This window comes from Arthrobacter sp. H41 (assembly GCF_000520535.1).
GTDB lineage: Bacteria > Actinomycetota > Actinomycetes > Actinomycetales > Micrococcaceae > Arthrobacter_D.
The window spans coordinates 1-4611 of the sequence record NZ_KI914837.1 but is presented as its reverse complement, the minus strand read 5'-3'; the positions used below and the strand labels follow the sequence as shown (position 1 = coordinate 4611).

The 4611-nt window shown below is 67.2% G+C and carries 3 protein-coding genes; 1 reads left to right on the top strand and 2 read right to left on the bottom strand.

All coding sequences use genetic code 11. From position 1 onward, the window contains the following. Together Y705_RS20510 and Y705_RS0115240 are read right to left on the bottom strand one after the other, a co-directional pair. The coding region (locus Y705_RS20510; RefSeq protein ID WP_049822881.1) for an electron transfer flavoprotein subunit beta/FixA family protein at nt 1–696 on the bottom strand (696 nt) is incomplete at its 3' end. A gap of 104 nt (nt 697–800) precedes the next feature. Then, complete coding sequence (locus Y705_RS0115240) at nt 801–2237, bottom strand: S1C family serine protease (protein WP_026533482.1); 1437 nt, start codon at nt 2235–2237, stop codon at nt 801–803. 287 nt (nt 2238–2524) lie between these two features. Here Y705_RS0115240 and Y705_RS0115235 point away from each other — a divergent pair, with 287 nt between their 5' ends. Further along, a complete protein-coding gene (locus Y705_RS0115235; protein WP_026533481.1) occupies nt 2525–4609 on the top strand; it encodes a TPM domain-containing protein in 2085 nt (694 codons plus the stop codon). Nucleotides 4610–4611 lie beyond the last annotated feature (2 nt).

The window sequence follows — 4611 nt, the reverse complement described above, 5'->3', positions numbered from 1 at the left end:
GACCTCGGTCCAGGATCCCGCCAGTCCCACCTGGCCGGCGGCAACGCCGATGTCTCCGAGGGAGAGGGTCTGAACCGGTTTCTTCTTCGCTGCCATGATCCCCTTGAAATTGGGATACCGCGGCTCGTTGATCTGGTCCGTGACGGAAACGACCGCGGGCAGGGGCGACTCAAGGGTTTCCGAGAAGGTGTCGCCGTCGCGCCGGGCCGTCAGCATCCACCCGCCCGACTCGCCTGTCACTTCGAGGGTTGCCGCGAACGTCACCTGCGGAAGCTGCAGCCGCTCGGCGAGCTGCGCCGGAACGAGGGAGGTTTCACCGTCGGTCGACGCCATGCCGGTGAGCACCAGGTCGAAACCGCCGAGGTGGGTCAGGAGCGCCGCCAGGGCGAAGGAGGTGGCTGACGCATCGGAGCCGAAGAGGGCGTCATCCGTGAGGTGCACGCCCTGGTGGGCGCCGATCTGGAGGGCTTTCTTCACGGCGCTCACGGCGGCAGGGGGGCCCATGGTCACTGCCGTGATGCGGTGTCCTGCAGCGTCACCGCCAAGCTTCTCGGTGAGTTGGAGCGCGGCCTCGAGTGCGTATTCATCGAGCTCCGAGAGGATGCTCTCGGAGCGCTGGGTGGTCTTGTGCTCACCGTTGATATGACGGTCGAACTGCGCGTCGGGCACGTGCTTGACCAGCACCGCGATATGCAGTCCCGTCGTTCGGGCCTCATCCATTGGTGACCTTCCGTAAGTGGGGATCTTCCCGAAACCAAGCTAACCATACCGGCGCTTCGCGAAGCTCCCCACTTCGAGGATCAGGGTTCGGGAACCTCGCCGAGTGTCGCGTCGACGGTGGTGGGACTGCCGTTGCGGTTCAGTTCGACGGGGACTTCCTGGCCTACCGTCTGCATGCGCACCGCTGCCGTCAGTTCCTTGGGATCGGTGATGACGTAGTCGCCCAGCTTCGTGATGATGTCGCCCTCCCTGAGGCCGGCTTCCGCTGCCGGAGATCCGGGTTCCACCGTGGCCACCCGGGCACCGACCGAGAACGCTTCGCTTCGGCCCGACTCCCCGGCGGGTGCAGCCTGGACGCTCACACCGAGGAAACCGTGGGTCGCCACACCGTTCTCGATGATTTCGTCGGCCACCCGCTCGGCGTAGTTGATGGGGATCGAGAATCCGACGCCGATATTTCCCGAGCTCTCACCGGAGCCGGCCGAGGCGATGGCGACATTGACGCCGATGATCCTGCCCTCGGCGTCGATCAGCGCCCCGCCGGAGTTGCCCTGGTTGATCGCCGCGTCCGTCTGGATCACGTTGAGGAAGATCGAACCCTGCGACTGTGGCTGCTGCTCCGGGGAGCCCTCAGGTGGAAGGAAGTTGAAGCCGTCGCTGTTTCCGCCCTCCGGGGTGTCCGTCTGGTCCTCGGGCACTGCCGACGAGGCGACGCTGATGGTGCGGTTGAGCGTCGAGACGATGCCGTCCGTCACCGTCCCGCTGAGACCGAGCGGAGCGCCGATGGCGATGGCGGTGTCACCGACGTTCAGTTCATCCGAGTTGCCGAGCGTGGCAGGGGTGAGGTCAGGGGCGTCGATCTTGATGACCGCAAGGTCGGAGAGCGGGTCGGTACCTACTACCTCGGCGGTGAAGACCCGCCCGTCATTCAGCTGTACCTCCATGCTCGGATCGGCGACCTGCCCGCCGAGCGTGACGACGTGGGTATTCGTCAGGATGTGCCCTTCGTCATCGAGGATGATTCCCGAACCGGACCCGCCCGACCCGGCCCCGCTCACGGCGATCTCCACCACGCTGGGGGAAGCGGTGACCGCTGCCCCTGTGATCTCGTTGACGCTGTCGGTGTTGTTGACGACGATCGATTCGCTGGCTCCGGCCGGCAAGTTCGAGGCCGGGGCTCCGTCATCGAGCAGTTCGGTTCCCGCAGTCGCCACGCCTCCGCCGATCAGACCGGCGACCAGCACCCCGGCGGCGAACGTTCCCATCCCCACACGTTTCCGGCTCCTGCCCTGGGCTGGAGGTGCGTCGGAAGGCACCTGCTGCCCGAACGCCCCGTGCTGGGACTGGTAAGCACCCTGCTGTGCTTCATATGGCTGGTGGCCGTTGTACGCGGCGTGCTGGCCGTGGGCACTCGCACCGTTCTCCGGCGCCTCCTGCGTCCCCCATGCCGGAGGGTTCCCCGGGCGCGGGGGCATCGGTCGTTCGGGCCTGGCGGACCCGCCATACTGCTCGGTCATGCGGCTTCCTCTCATCGACGTTTTCCTCCACTGTGCCAACACTCCCTGACGCTGCCGGGCAAAAAGGCTGGATGCCGGCTGGGAGTCCACTGGATATGGGACAGCGATTTCATCCTGTTTCCAGTATGGCCGCCGGCGGACGGGCATCGGGTTTCGCTAGGGGCATATGGCCGTCAGTGGACGGCTACCGGCACCCACCATAGAATCGGAAATCAGGGACCCCCGGCGTCGTCCGCTCTCCATCCTGGTTTCGGTTGTGATCGGGGGAACATGCTGAAGGGTTATGAATGCGATCACTTTCCAGGCGGATGGGTGCCGCTGCGGCCCTGTGCGCGCTGACGGCACTGCCAGTTCTCGGGCTGTCTCCGGCCTTCGCCACCGAACCCGTCGATTTTCCGGAGGGTGACCCGGTCTTCGATGATGCGGGCGTGCTGACGGAGGCCGATGAGGCCGACATCGAGAGCGCGGTTGCCGAACTCGAGAGCGAGTACGGCTTCACCGTCAACGTAGTGTTCGTCGACAGTTTCACCAGCCCGTCGGATCCGCTGGCGTGGGCGCAGCAGACAGCCGAGGTCAGCAATATTTTCGGGGACGAAGCGCTGCTGGCTGTCGCCGTCGAGTCACAGCAGGCCCGGTTCATCGGCGGTGGGGATGTCGAAACCAGCACCGATGACATCTTCGCGCAGCAGATCGAGCCCCAGCTCGACCAGCAGAACTGGGCTGAGGCCGGCATCGCCGCAGTGCAGGGCACCGAGTCCGTCCTCGCCGACGGCGGCGCCGGGGCCGGGAGCGGCGCCGCCGCCGATTCCAGCGGCCTCGGTGCGGTCGCCCTCGTGGGCGGCGCCCTGGCCCTTGCGGGTGCCGGCGGCTATGCCTACCTCCGCTCGCGGCGGAAGCAGAAGAAGGATGCCTCCGGTGTGAACGAGTACGGCTATCCCACCGGTGACGGCCGGAACCAGGATGCCGAACTCGTCGATCCCCTCGCCGCGCTCAGCGTCGATGAGCTGCGGAAGCGCGCGGGAAGCCTGCTGATCGCCGCCGACGATGCCATCAAGTCGAGCGAACAGGAAGTCGGATTCGCCGAGGCGCAATACGGTGCCGCATCCGTGAGCACCTTCACCGCTGACATCGCCGCGGCGAAAGCCCACATGGGTGAATCGTTCAAGCTCCAGCAGCAGCTGGACGACCACATCCCGGATACCGAGGAGGAACAGCGCGCCTGGCTCGGCGACATCATCCGGCGCTGCGAGGCGGTCAATGAATCGCTCCAGCAGCACAAGGCCGATTTCGATTCGCTTCGGGAACTTGAACGGAACGCTCCCCAGGCCCTGCAGTCGGCGCGCGAGGCAGGAAACGCAGCCGGAACACGCTTCGCCGAGGCGGAACGCACCCTGTCGCACCTTCGCCAGCGGTATGCCGACTCGGCAACGAGCCAGGTGCAGGACAACGTGGAGCAGGCCAGGGAACGCCTCGCCTTCGTCGAGAGCGCATCGGCCGAGGCACGGCAGAAGCTCGACGCCGGGGACACCGGGCCCGCGGTCGTGGCGGTGCGGGCCACCGAGGAGGGCGTGCACCAGGCGAACCTGTTGCTCGACGCGATCGACAAGCGTGCCTCGGAGCTCGAGGCAGCGCAGCTGGAGCTGGAGCGTGCGGTGTCCGATACCTCGGAGGACCTCGCGCAGGCCAAGGCCATGGTAGGCACCGGAATGCACCAGGATCTCGCCGGTCCGGTTGCAGCGGCCGAGGCGGCCCTGCAGACGGTCCGGTCCAAGCGGCAGGCCGGACCGGTCGATCCGGTGTCACTGCTGGAGCGCGTGGAGGCAGCCCATCTGCAGCTCGACAATGCGCTCGGCGGAGTCCGGGACCAGGCCGAACAGTCGCGTCGGGCGAAGGATTCGCTGCACCATGCCCTGATGGCCGCGCAGTCGCGCATCTCCGGCACCGAGGACTACATCCGGGCACGCCGTGGGGGCGTGGGCAGCGAAGCCCGCACCCGGCTGGCCGAGGCCGAACGGAATCTTGAGTACGCCATCGAGATCCAGGGCTCGGACCCGGTTTCAGCACTCACCCACGCGCAACAGGCCGCGCTGCTTGCCGACCAGGCCGCGCAGCTCGCCGAGCAGGACGTCAGTGGCTTCGGTGGACGGGGAATGGCCGGCTACGGCGGTTACGGTGGCAGGCGCGGTGACGGCATGGGTGGCGCGCTCCTCGGCGGCATCCTCCTCGGAGGGCTCCTCAACGGCGGAGGAGGCGGCTTCTTCGGTGGCGGAGGCGACGGGGGCGGCGACGTCTTCGGCGGAGGCGGTTTCGGCGGCTTCGACGGCGGCGGTGGCGGTTTCGGCGGCTTCGACGTCGGCGGTGGCGGCTTCTAGCC

Excerpts from the sequence above, each read along its gene's own strand:
- Y705_RS0115240 (WP_026533482.1), bottom strand. The coding sequence starts at position 2,237 with ATGACCGAGCAGTATGGCGGGTCCGCCAGGCCCGAACGACCGATGCCC.
- Y705_RS0115235 (WP_026533481.1), top strand. The coding sequence starts at position 2,525 with ATGCGATCACTTTCCAGGCGGATGGGTGCCGCTGCGGCCCTGTGCGCG.